The following is a 17,681-nucleotide window of genomic DNA, read 5'->3' as shown; positions in this document are numbered from 1 at the left end:
GAGCCAAAGGCTCCGCCGAATTTATTTTAATTAGGTTTATCATCTGTTAAGTCAAATCCCCAATCTTTTCCTTTTTGGGTAGCCGGAACCCCTTTTGTCATCCAAACCGGAGCCTTAGCACCTTTAAGATAGTAATCAAAAAACTGCTGTTCACGGACTTGAATATCTTTTCTGTTCTGGCGTTTGATAAGGTTGTGATCGTCACCATTATAATTCAGAAGCCATACTGGTTTTCCAAGGCGGCGTAACGCGGTAAACATTTCAATTCCCTGATACCATGGCACTGCTCCATCTTTATCATTACTCATAATAACTACCGGAGTTTTTACTTTATCGATAGTAAAAAGCGGTGAATTTTTAATATAAAGATCCGGAGCTTCCCATAAGTTCTTTCCTAATCTACTTTGCGATTTTTCATATTGAAACTGTCTGTTCATTCCCGTACTCCATCGGATTCCTCCGTAGGCGGAAGTCATGTTAACAACAGGAGCTCCACTCCAGGCCGCTGCATACATATCAGTATGAGCAATCAGATAAGCTACCTGATAACCGCCCCAGCTTTGTCCCTGAATTCCTATTTTAGTACTATCTACCCAAGTATTTTGCTTCAGCTTTTCAACCCCGGAATTAATATATTCCATTGCAGATTCTCCGGGAAGGCCATCTGTATACGAAATATCAGGCGTGAAAACCAAATATCCATTACTCACAAAATAAGAAATATTTAACCTTGAAGGTGTTGGAGACGGAGCTACATAACGGTTCAGATTATCAGAAAGTTTTTCATAGAAATAGACAATCATAGGATATTTTTTATTCGGATCAAAATTTTCCGGTTTAAATAAGACTCCCGTAGACGTATTTCCCTTTGGGGTAGTCCAATGTACCAATTCATCAGTTCCCCAATTATAGAGGCTTTGCTGCGGATTGGTATTGCTTAGTTTTTGCTGTTCTGAAAAATTGGATGTTGCAAAAATATTGGGTGAATCAGAATAAGATTCTTTTACAACAATATATTCATCTGCATTCTTAGCCTTTTGCAGGCTTCGATATCCCCATACATCTTCCATTTGAATTTTTACAGGATCAGCATTCGACTGAATAGAGGTTTTAAAAATCCCATTAGCTTTAGATGTATTATCAAATGCTGATAAGTAAATAGAAGACTTTCGGTTTAAGCTTTTAATATCTTTATCTAAATCGTAAGTATCAAATGTTATTTTATTTTTACGCCCAAATCCATTGGTAATATTTCTTGGCTTTTTCGAACCATTCAGGAAAAACTCCCAAAGATCATAACGGTCTTTAATAATCACAGATTCATCATTATCCGTCCATGACGCAATACCATAAGAGTATGGAAAGTCTGGCATATCAAACTCTTCATCCACAAAAGAAACCGGTAATCCTGTACTCAGTGGAAGTGTTTGTTTGGTTTTAACATTATAGCTCAACCATCTCCCTTTTTCTCTGTCAAAAATGACAACAAATTTTCCCAGTGGAGATACAGCCACTGAACCGTCCAAATTTTTAATAATTTCGGTTCTGTCTCCTGTTTTATTATCGATAAGGAAATATGTTTTCTTTGTTGAGCCTTCCCATTGTGAAGAGATACGGTTGTTTAAACTGGTAACTCCTAATGCAAATTCAGCATTTCCTTGGTTTACTACTCTTAAAGTATCTAAATCTTCACCATCAATGTTTCTGAAGAAATCCGGTTTCTCCGTTTGCATTACTGCTGCATAAGATTTTTTCAGATCATTTTTCAATTCCTTTAGCTGTACGGTTTGCAAATAATCATCTCTGTAATTCCAGATATCTACCACTGCGTGATCATTGGCAATCATCGCAGTATCTTTTGCAATAGGTTTGGGAGCAACACCAAAATATAACTGCTTTCCGTTTTTACTGAATAAAGGCAAGCGGTTTTCAGAAATTACCCAATCTTTTTTCATTTGCCCACTTTCATGGGTTATCTGCTCCTTTTTATTTCCTTTAAAATTAAAATAATACAGATTATACAGCTTCACCAGATCATTCTGTGCAGAAGAAGTTCCCACAAATGCCAGCTGGCTCCCTTCTTCATCAAAAGATAACTGTGAAAAATCACCTTCCATTTCTGAAATTTTAGTAACTGCTCCTTTCTGCAGATCTACTACCTGCACGGTTTCAAGTGCGTATTTCTTTGGTTTTGATTTGTCAGTATCTTTTTTATCTGATTTATCTGAAGATTTTTCATCTGCTGAATCCTTTCCCTCTTTTTTATCCTTTTTTTCGTCCGGTTTCTTCGTTATAAAAGCGAGTTGCTTCCCATTTTTACTGAATTCATAGCGAATCACATTATCATAAGTTGTACTCTTCCCATCCAAAAGATTACGAACCACTAACTGCAATGGCTTTACATTTTTATCTTCCTCTTTATTTTCCTCTCCATCTTCTTTATCAGAAGCATCATTAGAAGATTTATCTTTGGTATCTTCCAGAAGGTATGCAATATATGAACCTGCCTTTTCCGGGATTTTAAATGTTTTTACATTAGGAATTTTCTCTGTCTGACCACTCAAAATATCAACAATCGCAAGACTATCTTTTGTTAACTTATTCTTTTTAAGCTTCTTATCTTTTACCGCTTTTATATCTTTATACAACGGGCGGATTTGAAAAACGGCAAACCTCGAATCATTCGTAAAATCCACCTTTGTTCCTCTGGCAAAATTTTTTGAAGTTTTATTTTTAACTGAATATAAAAAAAGGTTAGAATTTCCTTCCTGAACATCCACAGAATAGGCCACCCATTTTCCGTCATTCGAGATTTTTCTCGAGCCAATATTCTGCCAACTGTCGTACACAGAATGGTCTAATGGCTTTTTCTGTCCATACAGGCAACAGGCCATCATGAACAGAATAAAAACTGTACATTTCATCTTCATTTTTAAAAATTTTTAAGGACTAAAAGTATGATATTTCTTTGACAAATTCACAATATTCCTCATTTCCACCCATCAAAAGAATGTCATTCTGTCACTTTCTGCTTCATGGTATTTTTTTTGAGAAATATTTGAAAATTAAAAATCTAAAATATTATGACGAAAGGAAATATTAATGTATCGGTGGAAAACATTTTCCCACTTATTAAAAAGTTTCTTTACAGTGACCACGAAATATTCTTAAGAGAGCTGATTTCCAATGCTACGGACGCTACTTTAAAGCTAAAGCATTTAACAAGTATAGGTGAAGCAAAGGTAGAATACGGAAATCCTAAACTTGAGGTTAAAATTGATAAAGAGCAAAAAACCTTATGTATCATTGACCAGGGTATCGGTATGACCAGTGAGGAGGTTGAAAAATACATCAATCAGGTAGCTTTCTCAGGAGCTGAAGAGTTTTTGGAAAAATATAAAGATACAGCAAAGGATTCAGGGATTATCGGGCACTTCGGACTTGGGTTCTACTCTGCTTTCATGGTAGCCGAAAAAGTGGAAATCCTTACCAAATCTTACAAAGATGAACCTGCAGTAAGATGGATCTGCGACGGAAGTCCTGAATTTACTCTTGAAGAAACGACTGATAAAACAGAAAGAGGAACGGAAATTATTCTTCACATCGCAGAAGATTCTGTAGAGTTTTTAGAAGAAGGAAAAATCCGTGAACTGTTATTAAAGTATAACAAATTCATGCCTGTTCCTATTAAATTCGGAACAAAAACACATACACTTCCTTTACCGGAAGACGCTCCTGAAGATGCTGTTGCTGAAACTGAAGAAGTAGATAATATTATCAATAACCCTGCTCCAGCATGGACGATTGCTCCAAGTGATCTTACCAACGAGGATTATATGAAGTTCTATCACGAACTATATCCAATGCAGTTCGAAGAACCTTTATTCCACATTCACCTGAATGTAGATTATCCTTTCAACCTTACAGGAGTTTTATTCTTCCCTAAATTAAGCAACAATTTAAATATTGATAAGGATAAAATCCAGTTATACCAAAACCAGGTATTCGTAACGGATGAGGTAAAAGGTATCGTTCCGGATTTCCTAATGCTTTTAAGAGGAGTAATTGATTCTCCGGATATCCCATTGAACGTATCCCGTTCTTATCTTCAGGCAGACGGTGCTGTAAAGAAAATTTCTTCTTACATCACGAAAAAAGTAGCAGATAAAATGGCTTCTTTAATCAATGAAAACCGTGAAGACTATGAACAAAAATGGAATGACATTAAAGTAGTCATCGAATACGGAGTGGTTACAGAAGAGAAATTTGCTGAAAAAGCAGATAAATTCACATTATACCCAACAACAGACGGAAAATACTTCCTTTGGAATGAATTGGTAGATAAAATCAAGCCTACTCAAACGGATAAGGATAACAAGCTTGTAATTCTATATGCAACCAATGCCGATGAGCAACACAGTTATATCCAATCTGCAAAAGATAAAGGATATGAAGTCCTGTTATTAGACTCTCCAATCATTTCACACGTGATCCAGAAGCTGGAAACTACAAAAGAAAATATTTCATTCGCAAGAGTAGATGCAGATCACATCAATAATCTTATCAAGAAAGATGAACCTGTTATTTCAAAACTAAACGAAACTGAAAAGGAATCTTTGAAAAAGAACGTAGAAGAAGCGATCCATGATTCTAAATTCACTGTTCAGTTAGAGGATCTTGACAGCAGCGATGCTCCGTTCACCATTACTCAACCTGAATTCATGAGAAGAATGAAAGAAATGCAGGCAACAGGTGGTGGCGGTATGTTTGGAATGGGTGGTTTCCCGGAAATGTACAACCTTGTTGTGAATTCCAACAGTGAACTTTCTAATCAGATCTTGAAAACTGAGAATACTGAAGAGAAAGAAAGCCTGATTAAATACGCTTTAGATCTTGCTAAGTTATCTCAAAATCTACTGAAAGGAAAAGACCTTACAGATTTTATACAGAGAAGCTATAAGCAACTTGAAAAATAAATTACAGAAGACTGTTTCGAAAGAAGCAGTCTTTTTTTTTGTATTAAATGTTGGAAACGCCAAGGCGCAATTTTTTTTATTAATGCATGAGGTTTTAAGGCGCAGGGATTTTATCTACGATAAAATTGTAGACCGATGAATATTGCCACGAATGCACGAATAATATTAATTACACTTATAATTTATGCGCCGATGTAATAAAAGATTTTAAACAATATAAGGACATAAAATTATCATACTTTATATGAGCTTCAATAAAAAATTTGTGCATTCGTGGCTAAAAATAAGTGTTATTCTTGCCGAAGATCTTTGAGCTTCTTGCCCCTTACATATACATAATCCTGATAAAACCTTTGGGTCTTAGCGTTTTCCAACATTACAGAATGATTAATCATTTATTTTTTTGAAACTAAAACCTTTAATCCCTTACCCCAACAGTCACAAAAGATTTTAAACACTTAAGTTTTATGAAGTAAATATGATTCTGTTGAAAAGGTACTTAAGTTTTTGAAAATCTAAGATTTTCTGCTGATGTGTACTTTTATGCGGCATTATTGTTGAACTTACTTAAGTAAACTAAAGTGTTTAATCATAAAGCTTTTGTGCCTTTTGTAGTTCATCTTCACTCCCTAGTGAAAATTTATCGGCTCTTTTTTCAGTTTTCTATTGTATACATTGTGCTTTTTCGCCATTTTTGTATAAAATGTCGGTCATGCAAAAAGAAAAATTACGTCTTATCAGAAAGCAAAAAGGCTATACTCAGCAGCAGATAGCTGATTTTATCGCTACAGATGTATCCAACTATAGCAGAAAAGAAAGTGGTGATGTAAAAATTATTCCTGATGAGTGGAACAAAATTGCCCGTTTTTTAGATGTTCCTTTAGAGGATATTTATGAAGAAGAGACAGCAGCAGTAGTTGTTAATTATGACCATCCTGTATTTAATGATAAATCTATTTCTGCAGGGGCAATCACTAACCAGAATAATTATGATAATATTCCAGGTGCAGTTATTGAAAACCTTCAAGAATATATTGCTTTATTAAAAGAAGAAAATGCAAGGCTGAAAGAGGAATTAAAAGGACCTCAAACTCCTTCAACAAGAGCAAAGAAGTAATCGAAATTTAAATTCGCATATAAAGTAAAAGAATCCAGCGGCATTTGCCACTGGATTCTGTTTATTATTTCTTAATGATTTTATAGGTTTTTATTCCTTCTGAAGTCTGTAATTTAAAGACATAAACTCCTTTTGTAAAAGATGAAATATCAATTTTACTTTCCTTTGACCTTTTTAGAAACTGCCCGGTTGAAGTAAAGATTTCTATATTTTCTATTTTTGTATTAGTTTCAATGTTTACAAAATCAGAAGCTGGATTTGGATAAATATTTACCTGTTTACTTTCAATTTCATGGGTTGATAAAACAGCTTCCGGATATAATTTAAAAATCCATCCATCCTCCCATTCTGTATTTTTTCCTGAACCTACCAAATCTCCATTCACAGATCGTGTACTCCCTGCAACAACGAGACTTCCGTCAGTATTCTGTACAAAATTCACAGCATCATCATAAAAGGATCCCCCCCAGCATCTCTTCCATAGAATATTTCCTAATCGGTCAAACTTCACTAACCAAATATCAGATGCACCATGATATCCACTTTCATATACCGTTTTATTACCATTCCATACAACTCCTAATGCAATATAATTGTTATCTGTAGATTTAATAATTTTACTCCAATTACGAGATTCCATGTTTTCGCTTCCAATCTTTTTTTGCCAGATAATATTACCGTCAAAATCAGTTTTGAAAATCCAGAAATCATTATCAGCATCAGTAGCAATACCAGCTAGATCTCCATCCATAGAGCCTGTTTGTCCCCAAAATACATAGCCATCAGTGTCTTTTACAAAATCTGAAGCATATTCCCATCCAGAGCCACCATACGTTTTTTGAGACAGTAAATTTCCTGAAGGGTCTAACTTGAGTATCCATATATCTTGTCCTCCATGATTATTAGTAACTGTTCCATCATTAGATCTTGTATCAGCAAAAATGATATAATTATTGTCTGGAGTTCTGCCTATTCTGGCTCCCACCTCATCAGCAGTACCTCCATATGTCTTAGACCAGACTAAATCTCCATTTAAAGTAATTTTATTAACTCTGATATCTGAAAAACCGCCACTCAATACTCCTCCAAGCAAAATATATCCGTCTGCAACAGGTAGTATATCATAAAGACCTTCTCCAAAATAAAACTTTTTCCAAATAAAATTTCCTGTCTCATCCATTTTAAAAGCCCACATCTTTTCAGTATCATAATGACCAGCCATATCGCCATCTGTAGATTTTGTAGCACCAATAATCATAAAATTACCATCAGCTAACTTTATAATTTTTCTACCGTAGTCTACACTGGATCCACCAATAGTTTTACTCCAGACAGGGTTTCCATTTGCATCGATCTTATTAATTACACAATCATAATTAGATCCGGGTACTGTATTTGTTTGTCCTATTGAAATATATCCACCATCAGAAGTTTGGGTAATATCATTGGTTCGAGTATGGAATCCTATTGTTGCTGTTACTTTTTGCCATTCCATAGTTGGAGCTGTTTGGGCATATAAAAGACAACACTTTACAGTGATTAAGAGTAATAGTAGAGTTTTTTTCATGGTTTTGTTATAAAATATTTAAATAATATATTTATTCGCAAAGTTAACCAGATATACTATTAAAGCAAGTCCAATAATTACTTTGTGATGGTTACAATTCCACCATAGGATCCCAAAACAGTTTTTTAAACCCTTTTATCCTTAAGTTTTCCACAGTAATTCCTTCCGCTTCTAGCTTCTTCTGGAACTCCGGGACAGATAAGGTTCCTGAGCTGGAAATGACGCGGTGAGCAGGAACATCTTCAGGACAACCACCCATCGCTTTTCCTACATGACGGGAATGATTAGGATACCCTACCGCTTTCGCTATAGCACCATAGGTAGAAACCTTTCCTTTTGGAATAAGCCTGACTACTTCATATACCTGTTGTTTGAAAATTTCGTCCATATCTAAAGTCTTAGGAAAAGAATTTTGAGTTTTTGCATCATTTTTGAACTCTTACAACCTCAATGAAGTTTCATTAAAAGATAAAGATATGAAAAAATCATTTTTCCATTTACTGAATGTAATTAATAAAAAGGTTCTTCCGAAGCTCAGTAATAAGGACCCGAACAAGCTGATAAAAGTTGAAAAAGGAATTCTGGCATATCGTTATTTTGTGCTGGTTAATTCTTTGGATTAATTTTATTTTCTCACAGATAACAATAGATATTTATGAGAATAAATTTATTGACTCGCAGATTTGACGGATGACTCAAATGTTTATTTTTATATTAACTCTGAGTTTGTTGGAAATCGCTAAGACGCAAGTTTTTTTACCTACATAATGCTTTAAGGCGCAAGGATTTTATCTCTGATAAAATTGTATACTGTTGAATGATTGCCACAAATGCACGAATAATTTAAATTACACTTATAATCTATGTGCCTATGTGATTTAAAAAGATTGAACCACATAGGCACATAGAATATCATACTTCATATATTTGTGCATTCGTGGCAAAAAATTTTGTGGTTTTGTAGTTTCTAACCATTAAAAAAGAATCTGCGTTATCTGCAAAATCTGCGAGCGCAAAAAAAAAGAGTATCAGAAGCCCAAATAAAAAAGCGCTTCAAAAGATTGAAGCGCTAAATATTGTAATCTCGTAAAGAGTTATTAATTAAGCATTCTCTAGAATATAAGAGAACATCAATGGTGCACAGATTGTTGCATCACTTTCAACGATAAACTTCGGTGTAGTGATATCCAATTTACCCCAAGTGATTTTTTCATTTGGAACAGCTCCTGAATAAGAACCGTAAGATGTTGTAGAATCAGAGATCTGACAGAAATAAGACCAGAAAGGAATGTCATGCATTTCCATATCCTGGTATAGCATTGGTACTACACAGATAGGGAAATCTCCTGCGATACCACCACCAATCTGGAAGAAACCAACTCCTTTTCCAGCTGAGTTTTTAGTATACCAATCTGCAAGGTAAGTCATATATTCAATACCTGATTTCATTGTAGTAGCCTTAAGCTCTCCTTTGATACAGTAAGAAGCGAAGATGTTACCCATTGTAGAATCTTCCCATCCCGGAACTACGATTGGTAAATTTGCTTCTGCAGCAGCAATCATCCATGAGTTTTCTCTAGGAATTTCATAATACTGCTCCAATACCCCTGAAAGGATCATTTTGTACATGAATTCGTGAGGGAAATATCTTTCTCCTTTAGCTTCAGCATCTTTCCAAATCTCTACGATATGTTTTTGTAGTCTTCTGAAAGCTTCTTCTTCAGGAATACAAGTATCTGTAACTCTGTTCAAACCTCTTTCTAAAAGATCCCACTCATCCTGAGCAGTTAAATCTCTGTAATGAGGAACTCTTTCATAGTGAGAGTGTGCTACAAGGTTCATTAGATCTTCTTCAAGATTGGCACCTGTACAAGAGATAAAATCTACTTTCCCCTGACGGATCATTTCAGCAAGAATCTTTCCTAATTCAGCAGTAGACATTGCTCCAGCTAAAGTAATCATCATTTTTCCGCCATCTTTAAGATGTGCAACATATCCTTTAGAAGCATCCACCAATGCAGCTGCGTTGAAGTGCAGGTAATACTTTTCTATGAATTCAGTTATCGGTTTGCTCATTTTTTTAATTTTTGCAAAGATAAAACTTAAAAACGGAATGCAGCCCAAGCACTTGAAGAAAGTCTCATACCAAGATGCTTTTTTATCATTTGTTAAATAATCAGGCTAAAAATTGCATTAGGACATATTTTGTTGGATAAACGCAAAGGCGCAAGAAGAGCAAAGATCTTCAGCAAGAATAACACTTATTTTTAGCCACGAATGCACGAATTTCTTTTATGAATGCTCTTTATATGAAAATCAGATAACTCCTTATCTTCTCTAAAATCTATGTGCCTATTTGTTTTAAAATCTTTCACCACATAGTTGCAAGCATAATTCAAATTATTCGTGCATTCGTGGCAAATCATTCAACAGCATACAATTTTATTGTAGATAAAATCTTCGCGCCTTAAAACATCATGTATGTAAAAAACTTGCGCCTTAGCGTTTTCCAACACTTATTCTCCAGAAACAGAAAACGCAGCCCAACATGGACTACGTTTTCTTCGTAAATTCAACCCTATATGACAAAGTTTTATCCTTCCCAGGCTTCCACTTTTACAATTTCAATTTTTCTTTCCCCTTCCCTGAAAGGCCAGTTGATGATATCTCCTACTTTATACCCAACTACAGCCAATGCAATATTTGAAAGGATGGAGTGTTTATTCTTCTTAAGCTTTTCTCTGGTAGATGGCACAAAAATATATTCGTGTTCAAAATCCAGTGTATGATCTCTTAAAGTCACTTTTTTGTTAACTGTAACAATATCTTCAGACAGGTTTCTTCTCAGCACCTGTTTGGCTTTTCTCAGTTCTTCAGTTAATCTTTTCTCTTCTTCGATGCTTACTTTTTTCCTTCTAAGGGTATCTTTTATAGCATCATAAATTCCAGTGGTTACCGTAATATGATCGGACATTTTTTTCAATTTTAAGATTAAAAATGCAGTATTTCCCAAACGATCCAATGTAAAATCCAGGCGCAAATATGCCTTCTTTCATAGAAAACCGCAAAAAACAATAAATAAAAAATCCGGAATAATTCCCTGTCTTGGATCCTGACAGGGCTTAATTGATAAAGTCCTTAGAACTTTTCAGAAAAGAATCTGTATGCAGATACAATAATGACAGCAACAATCCTGCTCGTCGGCGATCCTCAGATAAAAAGATGGTTGCTGTCATTATGATGTTGTTTTAATTCCTACAAATATAGAACTTAAAAACGGAATGCAGCCACTGCACTTAAGGAAACTCTCGTAATCTCCACTTTATTTTCGCTCAAATCTATGGCTGCTATTTCATTCAATGTACCATAAACCTAACAGAAAATTCTTCGAAACCTGATATTGATATTCTATTCCTGTATGCAACCTGTTGTTGAACAAAGGAAGCCAGCAAACTTGAAAAATTACTAATAGAATTGGTTTTTTATCATGGCTAATAATTTCGGCAAAAAATAAAATTCAGCGAAAGAGTTTCATTAAAGTTTAAACCGTCTGTTTTCCTTTTTATCAGAAAGCTTTTTCTTTGCATCCAATCGCTTTTGTTTCTGGCCTTTTGATGGTTTTGTAGCAGTTCTTTTCTTAGGAATGATCAAAGATTTGTTAACAATTTCTGTTATTTTCCCGATGGCTTTATTTTTATTCATAAGTTGGGTCCTGCTCTCAGAAACCGTTAGAAACAAAAAGCCATCTGCATTGATTCTGTTTTTAAGTTTCTCCTGAATCAATGCTTTTTCTTCATCATTAAAAAATTCAGAAACCATCACTTTCCAGAGTACAGTAACTGAAGTTTCTACTTTATTAACGTTCTGTCCTCCTGCTCCACTGCTTCGGGAAGTTTTGAAACTGAGCTCTCTTGAAAAATCTTTCATTTTTTTTAATTTTGGAGGTTAGATTCGCTGAATTTCACTTTTTAAATATCTTTACTAATAAGTTTGTATAGCTCCATCCTGTTAACCTTCCCATTAGGTGTTCTTGGAATTTTACCGATAAAAATAATTTCTTTCGGTTTGTGGAAATTCTTTTCAAAAGAAACCCTTGAAATTTTCTGAACCATTTCATCAGATTGATCTCCCTCAACAATTAATATCAATTTCTGGCCTAGCCTTTCATCAGGTAAACCTACAAAGATTGCTTCATTCGGAATTTCTTTTTTGACAAGTGCTTCCAATGCTTCCGGAAAAATTTTCGCTCCACCAGAATTAATTACATTATCTATTCTTCCCAGAAATTTAAACTGTTTATTATTTTTAATTTCAACTAAATCATTAGTTACCAAAACTTCCGCATTAACGTTAGGAGCAAAGATATTGAGACAACCTCTTTCATCCAGGGAAATGGTAACGTTTTCAAAAACAGTGAAATAATCTTCCGGTTCAGGCATCAATTGTTTTAAAGCAATATGAGAAAGTGTTTCAGACATTCCATAAGTCTCAAAGATCTTATTTGACAGATCCAGATTCATCTGAAGGATTTTATTTTTCAAACTTTCAGAAACAGCAGCTCCCCCAATAATCAAATTTCTGATTAAATGGAGTTTATCTAATGAATTTTCCACCTGAAGTGGGGTCATAGCACAGAAGTCTACTTTCTGATCCAAATGATTAACAGGATGTAAAGAGGGTTCATTCACTATTAGTCTGAGCTTTCTTTCCATAGAACGTACCACCATCATTTTGCCTGAAATATATTCTACAGGCAGGCATAGTAATGCAGTATCACCTTCTTTTAAGCCTAAAAAATTGCAGGTCATTACTGCAGAATTTATCATTTTCTTTTTTTCGATCCCGAAAATTTTAGGAATTCCTGTAGATCCTGAAGTCTGTACTTTTACAGTATTCCCTTCAGAAATCCATTCTTCTAAAAAATTTCTTACTTTTTTTTCAAAATCCGAATAAAAGGATAATTGATTAATATTGAGATTATTGAAGTCTATCAGCATATTTTCCGTAAATAAATCCACAGTAAATTTAAAAAAAAAATCAAAAAGTTCTTGCATCTAAAGAAAAAAGCTGTAAATTTGCACCACCAAAATAAAACAGACCTATAGTGTAACGGTAACACTCCGGTTTTTGGTACCGTCATTCGGGGTTCGAATCCCTGTGGGTCTACAAACCATCCTTTTTAAGGATGGTTTTTGTTTTTAGGTTAGAGATATATTTGAATAGAAAAATGAGGCTCTATTTTAAGCAAAAAATAAGAATTTTCAGGAAAGATGTTTGTAAATAAGAAAAAAATATATAAATTTGCAAAACCAAAATAAAGCAGACCTATAGTGTAACGGTAGCACTCCGGTTTTTGGTACCGTCAGTCGGGGTTCGAATCCCTGTGGGTCTACAAACCACTCTTTTTAAGGGTGGTTTTTTGTTTTTATGTATGTAATAAAAAAACAGATACTATAAGCACCTGTTTTAATTTTAGTTCTCTTTCAAGTTTTCAGTTACATTTTCTACAATAACTCTTATCAACATATTCCTTATTTCCTCCTGAGGAAAGATAATAACATCCTCCTTTTTCACCCGTATAAAGTGTATGCCCATTATAGGTACAATATCCAGATTCCTCATTACTCCCACCACAAGAATAAACTACAGCCACTGAGATCAATACTAGCAATAATAAAACTTTTTTCATGCTTCTAGTTTTTAAATTTTCAGCAAAACTAGAGTAAGATTGAAATAAAAAGATACGGAAACCCATAACAAAAATAAATCCAGCTCGTTTTAGAGTCAGATTTTTAGTGATTGTTCACGAAAAATAGAAGTTATAATTATAAACACTTCTATTTAATGAAATCTATAGTATTTTTAAAAAGGGGCGCCAAAGAGATCACAATTAATAAAACAGCTATAACCCACCCTCTATAATAAAGCATTTTATCATACATAGAATCATCATATCTTTTAACGTTAAAGACGTTTTCTTTAGAGCTTAATTTAAAATAGATCAAAACTAAACCTATCAATAATGTTATTAATGCCATTTTATTTAATCACTATTTTTTATTCTTTTAAATATAAATTTTTTATTGTTTTTGATAATGAGTAATGTATCACTGTTGGCTTTTTTAATAATTTTAAAAGGAAGATTAACTTCTCTCCAATAAATAGGAAACTCATCATTTTCCAAACTTCTTGGTATCAGAAACCGTCTTTCCCTTAAGCTTTTTGAATAATAAATAAAATCATACTCTTTCTCTGCATAATATTTTTTATTGACCTCAAATTCATAGCCTATATTATACGCTCCTTCACCTTTTAAACAGTATTGAATGAATATGTATTAAAATCTTGTATATTTTTTTCATTCTTGTCCATACAATGGAAAATAAAAAAAATGCAGATTATAAAAATAAAAACTTTTAAGTATTTCATTGGATATTATTTTTCATATTGTTTTAAGTTTCATAAGTCTATCAGGAATAATCGTTTTGTAGAAATACATTTACAGATCTTTATCTTGACATCTTGACAAACAATAAAACGCTCTACTTTTTAGTAATCATACCCTTCTTCCCAAGAAACTTTAAGATTGAAGCCAGTTTATACAAATCATAATCAATTATCTCCCGTTCTTTGTTTAGAACATTTTGTAAGAATTCCCAATCCTCTGTAAGACTTCCCATTGTAAATTGAACAGGTTTATCATAAGGGTTATATAATTCCCCATCAAGAATATTCCAATACAAATCATCTTCAAGTTTCACCACCTTTTTATCGTCTAGTTTTTCCAATTTATCGGACAGAATATTGATAAGTTTCCTGATATTTAAAATCGTTATACCTTCATCTTCCATGACCTAATCGATTTATCATGTTTATAAATAACTAACAATGCTAACCTTTAAGAGTGTTCAATACCTCAATAGCCTTCACAGCGTCTTTCTCATCAACAAAAATATGATCATGAAAATAGGCCGCGACTACATTGCAGCTAATCCCGGCTTCACTCAAAGCCTGTGAAAATTTTGCCGTTAGCCCAACTGCTGATAAAGAAGAATGAACTTCTAAAGTAATCCATGAAGCCACATAGCTAAAACCTAAATTCAGTTCTTCTGCATCTTCTTTTTTCACTACCACTGTTATACTCTCTATTTCCTTAAAAAGAAACAAGATTTTAGACAAGGGAATTTTATCGATATTTTCAACTGTACAATACACATATTTTCCTTCATTCAATGATGGATTTAAATTTTTCAAAATGTTCTTTAAATTCACTTCACCTTCCATAATTAATTATTTTTTAGCTGAAAATTCTTTTAATAGTTTTCATCATTATGATTGAGGTAAAATTATCAATATATTTTGATGAAATCTACCTGTATAAGTATCAATATTTATTTTAAGTATTGATTGAACTATAGTAACATTCTTTTCCAAATCATAATAATTGTTATTTTTTCCTGCTACCCATTTTATTTCCTCTGTAGATTTTGTAGCAGCAACTTTATTACAAATGCTTTATTCCCATCAGGAAACTGAGCAGAAAAGGATTAACCGGCAGCGGGACAGAAAAATCCTGGGGCTGCCTTAATTTATATTTGTTGACCAACCTATCTCTTCCTTTGGCTTTAGTTGTTTGGAAGAATGCTATAGCAGATATAGCCATACAGCTTATTAGTGTATTTTTTTCATATCTCTATGATGTATTTAAAAGTAATCAGTTACTTCAGACTAAAGCTAATTTAATAAAAACAATAGAAAGAAAAGCCTGGAAAGTAAGAATTAAAAATTCCAGCAAATTAATTTTAAGAATAATAGAAGATTCATTAGGAAGGAGTTGGTAGCCTTGTCAAGTTTTAAAACCTTGACAAGGCTATTTAATTCAAAAAAAGACCTCCAATGGAGATCCTTATTATGATTTGCTAATCAATTATTTTTTGAGATCATCAATTTCATCCTGTAAAGATCTGATCTTATCCCTAAGTTCCTGGCTTACTTTTCCAGGAATTTTTTTAACTTTTCTGAGGTCTAAAGCCAGCATAATAGAAGCTATTCCCATAAAAATGAAGGAAACCCCTGTTAATGTTACCAAAGAAATCCCTGTAAATATTGGGTTAAATATCAACAGTAAAGAAAAGATAATACCTCCTACACTTGCCAGAGCTACATTCCCCCAACTCATTATCTTCATACTTTTCAGATCAAAAGCAAAACCCAGTAGCTGAAAAGAACGGAATAACAAAGTAAATCCCACCACAAACGGAAGAATAGACATTGAAATCTGCGGATAAGCAATCAGATAAATCCCAATTGCTGTAGTCAGAAGTCCACTTACCAGAAACCAGCCCCAACCCTGAAGAGATTTGCTGTTCTGTATGGAAAAGAATATTTCTGTAATCCCCGAGAACAGGAATGAAACACTGAAAAAAATGGAAAGTGTAACATACGTTGCAAGTGGCACGCTGAATACATAAAAACCACAGAGCAGAAAGAGAATTCCAAAAATCAATGGAATATACCAATGTTTAACCGTATTGGTAAGGGTTTGAAATAGATTAGCCATAGGAGTGTTTTTTAAGTCTGCCTACTTTGTGATGCGGTGTTCGGCTCGTCCGCCGGAATTTCAAAAACAGATTACAATTCTCACCCGAATTTGAATAATCCTCCATTACTAATTTACAAAAAAATAACAGACCAAGCCATCAAACAGTATGTAAATCATTGATTATACTGCATTACATATTAATAACAAAATCTAGCTAGCTATTAATTATGATGTTTTTTATTAACCTTCTCCCCCAAATACAAAAGATGAAATATATAAGTATGCAATTTTTATAAAAAAAATCAACTTACAAAAAAACATTATAATACCTCTAATTATAGTTGTATCATAATGTTTTAATAAGTTCTAATGCTACTTCATCAATTTTCCGGCAGGCTGCTGTTGGGTAACACAATGTACCATCCCTCCGTTTTCATATAAATTTCTCACATCTATCCCTATTACTTTTCTGTCGGGATATTGCTTCTGAATAATCTGATTAGCAACCTGATCATTAGGATCTCCGTAATTAGGAACCAGAACTACAGTATTCGCTACATAATAATTAACATAAGAACCTTTTTCATCCAGCTGTTTTCCATAAGCTGTCTTCACTTTATTTTTGGTAGCTGGCAGATATACTTTTTTATATTCCTTACCTTCAGCATTAGAAGCTGTATACAGTGTATTGATATCTTTATCGGAAAGCCCCAGTTCTACGAGATCGTCTTCGTTCATCGTGATCATGGTAGAGGAGTTGGCAAACTTCATGAAACCGTCAATGTGCATATCTGTAACATCTAATCCGGTAACACCATCCAGCCATATCACTTTGGAAACTCCATAATAGGTTTCAAACATTTCTTCCGCTTCCTGTTCTGTAATTCCTTTATTTCTTGTAGATTCTTTCTTCTGACTGATTACTGAACTTTTACAGGCCATAAGAACTCCATTTCCATCGGTTTCTACAGATCCACCTTCATTCACCATTTCTTCATTCAGATTAATAACTTTTACTCCCAGGTCTTTTCCTATACGCTGTGGAATTGCATCACAGTTTTCAAAGTCGAACTTTTCGCCCCAGCCATTGAACCCCCAATCTTCAATTAAAACATTTCCTTTATTATCCTTTACGAAGATGGGGCCGTTATCTCTGATCCATACATCATCAGTAGGATAAATCCTAAAGTCAACATTCTTCATCGGAATCTTATTCTCTTCTAAAAGCTTAATAATTCTCTTTTTTTCATCCGCATTATAAGCTATAATGTGTACCTTTTCACCGGATTGCAATGCTTTTGTCATATCAATCCAGGTTTGTTCTACTCTTTGGCGATACGTTGCGCCATGCTGATAGTGGTGGGGCCATTGCAGCCAGGTTCCTTCGTGAAGTGAAGATTCTTCAGGAAAATGATAGGTTTGTCCCATAGTATACATAAATCCAAGTATAAAAGTAAGGGTGAATAATTTGTTCATATC

The 17,681-nt window shown here is 33.9% G+C and carries 15 protein-coding genes and 2 tRNA genes; 5 read left to right on the top strand and 12 right to left on the bottom strand.

Annotated features, from left to right (window positions below):
* Positions 1-26: 26 nt before the first annotated feature.
* Complete coding sequence (locus WH267_RS15585; RefSeq protein WP_340009525.1) at positions 27-2,930, bottom strand: S9 family peptidase; 2,904 nt, start codon at positions 2,928-2,930, stop codon at positions 27-29.
* A gap of 153 nt (positions 2,931-3,083) precedes the next feature.
* On the opposite strand from WH267_RS15585, the gene htpG reads away from it, so the two are divergent.
* Together htpG and WH267_RS15575 are read left to right on the top strand one after the other, a co-directional pair.
* Positions 3,084-4,976, top strand: coding sequence for a molecular chaperone HtpG (gene htpG, locus WH267_RS15580; RefSeq protein WP_340009524.1), 1,893 nt, complete (start codon positions 3,084-3,086; stop codon positions 4,974-4,976).
* 712 nt (positions 4,977-5,688) lie between these two features.
* Positions 5,689-6,093 (top strand): helix-turn-helix transcriptional regulator, encoded by a 405-nt coding sequence (locus tag WH267_RS15575; RefSeq protein ID WP_340009523.1) that lies wholly within the window; start codon positions 5,689-5,691, stop codon positions 6,091-6,093.
* Positions 6,094-6,157: 64 nt separating this feature from the next.
* On the opposite strand, the gene WH267_RS15570 is transcribed toward WH267_RS15575, so the two are convergent.
* Positions 6,158-7,660, bottom strand: a complete 1,503-nt coding sequence (locus WH267_RS15570) for a T9SS type A sorting domain-containing protein (protein WP_340009521.1) — start codon at positions 7,658-7,660, stop codon at positions 6,158-6,160.
* Positions 7,661-7,751: 91 nt separating this feature from the next.
* Positions 7,752-8,048: an MGMT family protein gene (locus tag WH267_RS15565; RefSeq protein ID WP_340009519.1), complete on the bottom strand. Its 297-nt coding sequence runs from the start codon at positions 8,046-8,048 to the stop codon at positions 7,752-7,754.
* Positions 8,049-8,136: 88 nt separating this feature from the next.
* On the opposite strand from WH267_RS15565, the gene WH267_RS15560 reads away from it, so the two are divergent.
* The gene (locus WH267_RS15560; RefSeq protein ID WP_340009517.1) at positions 8,137-8,283 is read left to right on the top strand and encodes a hypothetical protein; all 147 of its coding nucleotides are present in this window, start codon (positions 8,137-8,139) and stop codon (positions 8,281-8,283) included.
* Between the two features lie 478 nt (positions 8,284-8,761).
* Here WH267_RS15560 and WH267_RS15555 read toward each other — a convergent pair whose 3' ends face one another.
* From WH267_RS15555 to WH267_RS15540, 4 genes are all read right to left on the bottom strand, one after another.
* Positions 8,762-9,736: a deoxyhypusine synthase family protein gene (locus tag WH267_RS15555; RefSeq protein WP_045500886.1), complete on the bottom strand. Its 975-nt coding sequence runs from the start codon at positions 9,734-9,736 to the stop codon at positions 8,762-8,764.
* A 517-nt stretch (positions 9,737-10,253) separates the two neighbouring features.
* On the bottom strand, positions 10,254-10,634 hold the full coding sequence (locus WH267_RS15550) for a GreA/GreB family elongation factor (RefSeq protein WP_123320987.1): 381 nt from the start codon (positions 10,632-10,634) through the stop codon (positions 10,254-10,256).
* A gap of 560 nt (positions 10,635-11,194) precedes the next feature.
* Positions 11,195-11,587, bottom strand: coding sequence for an alternative ribosome rescue aminoacyl-tRNA hydrolase ArfB (gene arfB / locus WH267_RS15545; protein ID WP_115973923.1), 393 nt, complete (start codon positions 11,585-11,587; stop codon positions 11,195-11,197).
* A 41-nt stretch (positions 11,588-11,628) separates the two neighbouring features.
* Positions 11,629-12,657, bottom strand: coding sequence for an AMP-binding protein (locus WH267_RS15540; RefSeq protein ID WP_340009526.1), 1,029 nt, complete (start codon positions 12,655-12,657; stop codon positions 11,629-11,631).
* 98 nt (positions 12,658-12,755) lie between these two features.
* On the opposite strand from WH267_RS15540, the gene WH267_RS15535 reads away from it, so the two are divergent.
* Positions 12,756-12,826, top strand: a tRNA-Gln gene (locus WH267_RS15535).
* Positions 12,827-12,981: 155 nt separating this feature from the next.
* Positions 12,982-13,052, top strand: a tRNA-Gln gene (locus WH267_RS15530).
* Between the two features lie 99 nt (positions 13,053-13,151).
* Here WH267_RS15530 and WH267_RS15525 read toward each other — a convergent pair.
* From WH267_RS15525 to WH267_RS15505, 5 genes are all read right to left on the bottom strand, one after another.
* Positions 13,152-13,349 (bottom strand): hypothetical protein, encoded by a 198-nt coding sequence (locus WH267_RS15525; RefSeq protein WP_340009514.1) that lies wholly within the window; start codon positions 13,347-13,349, stop codon positions 13,152-13,154.
* 853 nt (positions 13,350-14,202) lie between these two features.
* Positions 14,203-14,511, bottom strand: a complete 309-nt coding sequence (locus tag WH267_RS15520) for a hypothetical protein (RefSeq protein WP_340009512.1) — start codon at positions 14,509-14,511, stop codon at positions 14,203-14,205.
* Between the two features lie 40 nt (positions 14,512-14,551).
* Positions 14,552-14,944 carry an ACT domain-containing protein gene (locus tag WH267_RS15515; protein ID WP_340009510.1) on the bottom strand — a complete coding sequence of 131 codons (393 nt, stop codon included), beginning with the start codon at positions 14,942-14,944 and terminating at the stop codon, positions 14,552-14,554.
* A gap of 643 nt (positions 14,945-15,587) precedes the next feature.
* On the bottom strand, positions 15,588-16,220 hold the full coding sequence (locus WH267_RS15510; protein WP_115970412.1) for an HdeD family acid-resistance protein: 633 nt from the start codon (positions 16,218-16,220) through the stop codon (positions 15,588-15,590).
* A 354-nt stretch (positions 16,221-16,574) separates the two neighbouring features.
* On the bottom strand, positions 16,575-17,678 hold the full coding sequence (locus WH267_RS15505) for an agmatine deiminase family protein (RefSeq protein WP_340009507.1): 1,104 nt from the start codon (positions 17,676-17,678) through the stop codon (positions 16,575-16,577).
* Positions 17,679-17,681: the final 3 nt, after the last annotated feature.

It is taken from the genome of Chryseobacterium sp. MYb328 (assembly GCF_037572595.1).
Lineage (GTDB): Bacteria > Bacteroidota > Bacteroidia > Flavobacteriales > Weeksellaceae > Chryseobacterium > Chryseobacterium pennae.
The sequence above is the reverse complement of the archived record's forward strand: the minus strand, read 5'-3'. Positions and strand labels throughout refer to the sequence as shown.